This is a genomic window from Micromonospora sp. 4G55 (genome assembly GCF_016803375.1).
Map to the genome: position 1 here is coordinate 1 of NZ_JAEVHN010000645.1, position 3,438 is coordinate 3,438.

The 3,438-nt window shown below is 75.4% G+C and carries 2 protein-coding genes and 1 pseudogene; 2 read left to right on the plus strand and 1 reads right to left on the minus strand.

Annotated features, from left to right (window positions below; translation table 11 throughout):
* Positions 1–37: 37 nt before the first annotated feature.
* Positions 38–1,548, minus strand: a pseudogene (locus tag JNW89_RS31585) (diguanylate cyclase).
* A 120-nt stretch (positions 1,549–1,668) separates the two neighbouring features.
* Here JNW89_RS31585 and JNW89_RS31590 point away from each other — a divergent pair.
* The gene (locus JNW89_RS31590) at positions 1,669–2,448 is read left to right on the plus strand and encodes a phosphodiesterase (RefSeq protein ID WP_238451849.1); all 780 of its coding nucleotides are present in this window, start codon (positions 1,669–1,671) and stop codon (positions 2,446–2,448) included.
* A gap of 9 nt (positions 2,449–2,457) precedes the next feature.
* Complete coding sequence (locus JNW89_RS31595) at positions 2,458–3,087, plus strand: histone deacetylase (protein ID WP_238451850.1); 630 nt, start codon at positions 2,458–2,460, stop codon at positions 3,085–3,087.
* Positions 3,088–3,438 lie beyond the last annotated feature (351 nt).

Here is a 3,438-nt window from a genome sequence, read left to right on the forward strand (position 1 = left end):
TCGGTGGGGGTGCGGCGGGCGAGTCGCTGGGGGTGGGTCAGGCGGCGGCCAGGCGGACGCCGTCGCGGCCGTGGCGTTTGACCGCGTAGAGGGCCTGGTCGGCGCGGCGGAGGGTGAGTTCCGGGGACTCGCCGGCCTGGGGGAGGGCCACCCCGACGCTGATGGTGCGCCCGGTACGTCGGGCCGCCTCGGTCAGCCGCTCGGCGATCCGGACCGCCTCCTCGGGGCGGCTCACCTCGATCACCGCGACGAACTCGTCGCCACCGACCCGGTACAGCTCGTCGCCCTGGCGCAGCGCCCCCTCCAGCGCCCGGGCCAGTCCGACCAGGAGCCGGTCGCCGGCCTGGTGGCCGTACGTGTCGTTGACCGTCTTGAACCCGTCCACGTCGATGGCGAGCAGGGCGGTACGACCCGGCGTGGCCGCCCTGATCCGCTGGCCGAACGGCCCGGTGTGCCGGAGCCCGGTGAGCGGGTCGGAGCTGGCCTGCTCGCGGAGCCGGGCCAGCGTACGGAGCCGGTCCAGCGCACCCCAGGCCTGCCCGGCCAGCAGCTCGATCAGGTTGACCGTGGTCGGGTCGGGTCGCAGCAACCGCTCGTCGGCGACCAGCAGCACGCCTCCGGCGTCGGGCTGGCCGACCGGCACCGACACGAGGGTGCGTACCCCGGCCCGGGCCAGCGGGGTGTACTCGTCCGTGGGCGGATGACCCGCCTCGCCCAGCGTGTACGCGGTGCCGTGCCGGTGGGCCCGGGCCACCATCCGGCTGAGCGGCCCGGCCCCGGCCTCGGTCAGCTCGGCCCGGATGCGCGACTCCAACTCGCCGAGTGCGCCGGTCGGGTCGCCGAGGCGGGGGGCCGCCCCGGCCGGCGAGCACCAGCACGGCGCAGGAGAGGGTGGAGACGTCCCGCGCCGCGGTGAGGGCCGCGGCCATCAGGTCCGGACCGGTCGGGGCGGCGGTGAACGCGGTGGCGTGGCGCAGCAGCTTCTCGCTGCGGCTCTCGGCCGGCGGCCCGCCGAGGGCCACGATCCGCGCGCCCAGCCGGCCGGCCAGCCGTTCCGCGGTCTGCCGCCACCGCCCCAGCTCGGCCGGCCCGCTCCACTGCAGGTCGAGCACCCCGATCGGGCGGCCCGCCGGGTCGAGCACCGGTACGCAGATTTCGGCGGTCACGTCCGGGCGTAGCGGGAGGTAGTCCGGGTCGGCGGTGACGTCGGGCACTGTGGCCCCCTCGCCGGAGGCGTAGACCCGGCCGACGATGCCGGACTTCGGCGGCACGGTGGAGAAGACCTGCCATGATCCGGTGGCGGCGACGCAGCGCAGCCGGTCGTGGACCTGGAGCAGCACGGAGATCGTCGCGGGGGCGTACCGGGCGAGCGCGGTCACGGTCCACTGGCACGCCTCGACGGCGGTCGACGCCATCGGCAGGCGGACCGTGACGTCGCGGACGACTCGCTCGTGATCCACGTTCTTCCAGGTGGGGGCGGGCCCGGCCGGTGCCGGGGCTGCGATCAAGCGTACTCAGCCGCCGGCGGTCCGCCACGCGAAAGATCATCTGTTGTTCGTACACATGTGCCATCCACAGGCTGTGGACACGGCCTGTGGGCTGCGCGACGGGCCCGCCCGCGACGGCTCGCCGGGTTAGCGTGAAGGTCCCGGTCCCAGTGGAGGAGCCATGCTCATCGCCCAGCTGAGTGACCCACACCTGACCACCGGCGTGCTCGGCGCCGTGCCCGCCGCCGGTTTGCACCGCGCGCTCGGCCGGGTGCTGGCGCTGCGCCCCCGCCCGGACTGCGTGGTGATCACCGGGGACCTGGTGGACCAGGGTCGCCCCGACGAGTACGCGACGCTGCGTGAGGTGATGGGGCGGTACCCCCTGCCGGTGCACCTGGTCGCCGGCAACCACGACGACCGGGAGTCGCTGCTGGACGCCTTCGGCGGCACCCCGTACCTGGGCGGTGGCTTCTCCGCGTACTACCACGTCGACCATCCCGACGTGACCGTCGTGGTGCTGGACTCGCTGACCCCGGGGGAGGGCGGCGGCCGGCTCGGCGAGGACCAGCTCGGCTGGCTCGACGGGGTGCTGGCCGGCCGCCCCGACGTGCCCGCCCTGGTCTGCCTGCACCACCCGCCGGTCGCTGTCGGCGTCCCGGCCGCCGACGCCGTCCGGCTCGCCGACGGTGACGCGCTCGCCGAGGTCGTCCGCCGACACCCCCACGTGGTACGCGTCGCCGCCGGCCACCTGCACCGCCCGGTGACCACCGCGTACGCCGGCACCGTGCTGACCGTCGCGCCGAGCACCTGGCGACAAGCGTCGCTGACCATGAACGCCGACGACGAGATCGGCTGGGTCGACGAGCCGACCGCCTTCCTGCTGCACGCGGTGGACGACGGCGGCTGCGTCACCCACACCGTGCAGGTCAGCCACGCCGCCGGTCAGACCTGCGGCTACTGACCTTCGCGGGTGCGGCTCATCTGGTACGTCGCGTACGGGTCGAACATGGATCCGGCGCGACTCGGCTGGTACCTCTCCGGCGGCCGGCCACCCGGCGGGCTGCGGTCGTACCCCGGGTGTCGGGACTGCCGGCCACCGCGCCGGACGGAAGCGGTGCTGGTCCCCGGCGGCGTCTACTTCGCCGGGGAGTCCCGGGCCTGGACGGGCGGGATGGCGTTCTACGACCCCGAGCTGCCGGGCACGGCGGCGGCGCGCGGCTACCTGCTCACCGCCGGGCAGTTCGCCGACATCGCCGCGCAGGAGATGTACCGCCCGCCCGGCGCCGACCTCGACCTGATCGCCGTGGCCGTCGAGGCCGGGCGGGCCACCCTCGGCCCCGGCCGGTACGAGACGCTGCTGCGGGTCGGCGTGCGCGACGGGGTGCCGATGCTGACCTTCACCGCGCCGTGGCGCGCGGGCGAGGTGGCGTGGACCGCGCCGGCGCCGGTCTACCTGGGGATGATCGCGGCCGGGCTGCGGGCGGCGCACGGCTGGTCGGTCGCGCAAACCGTCGCCTACCTGGCCGACCGCCCCGGCGTGGCCGGGCACTGGACCCGCGCCGACCTGACCGACCTGGTGGTGGCCGCGCCGGCACGCTGACCTGATCGCCGTCCGGCAGCCGGTGGACGGCGCACCGATCGGGCCGCGTCGCCGGCCGGTCGGCGGGCAGGCGTCGGCGGAAGGGCTGCTCCGGAGCGGACGATCGCGCCGACCCCGATCACTGTCCAGTTCCGACATTCGGGCCTCGCGGATGTGTTTGCCGACGCAGAGGTTTCACGGTCCACAATTGCCGCGCCGCATCGATAGCCTCGGCCCACCTACCGAGGTCGGCCCGACTGCTTACCGGCCAACCGGCGGGCCATCTACCCGCACGCGGGCCCGGCGGCCGACATCCCGAAAAGGGCGGGATCCGGCACGCCATCCGACCGCCCCGGGCAGCGGGTGCGGCTC

Coding starts and splice junctions, on each gene's coding strand:
- JNW89_RS31590 (WP_238451849.1), top strand. CDS start 1,669: ATGCTCATCGCCCAGCTGAGTGACCCACACCTGACCACCGGCGTGCTC.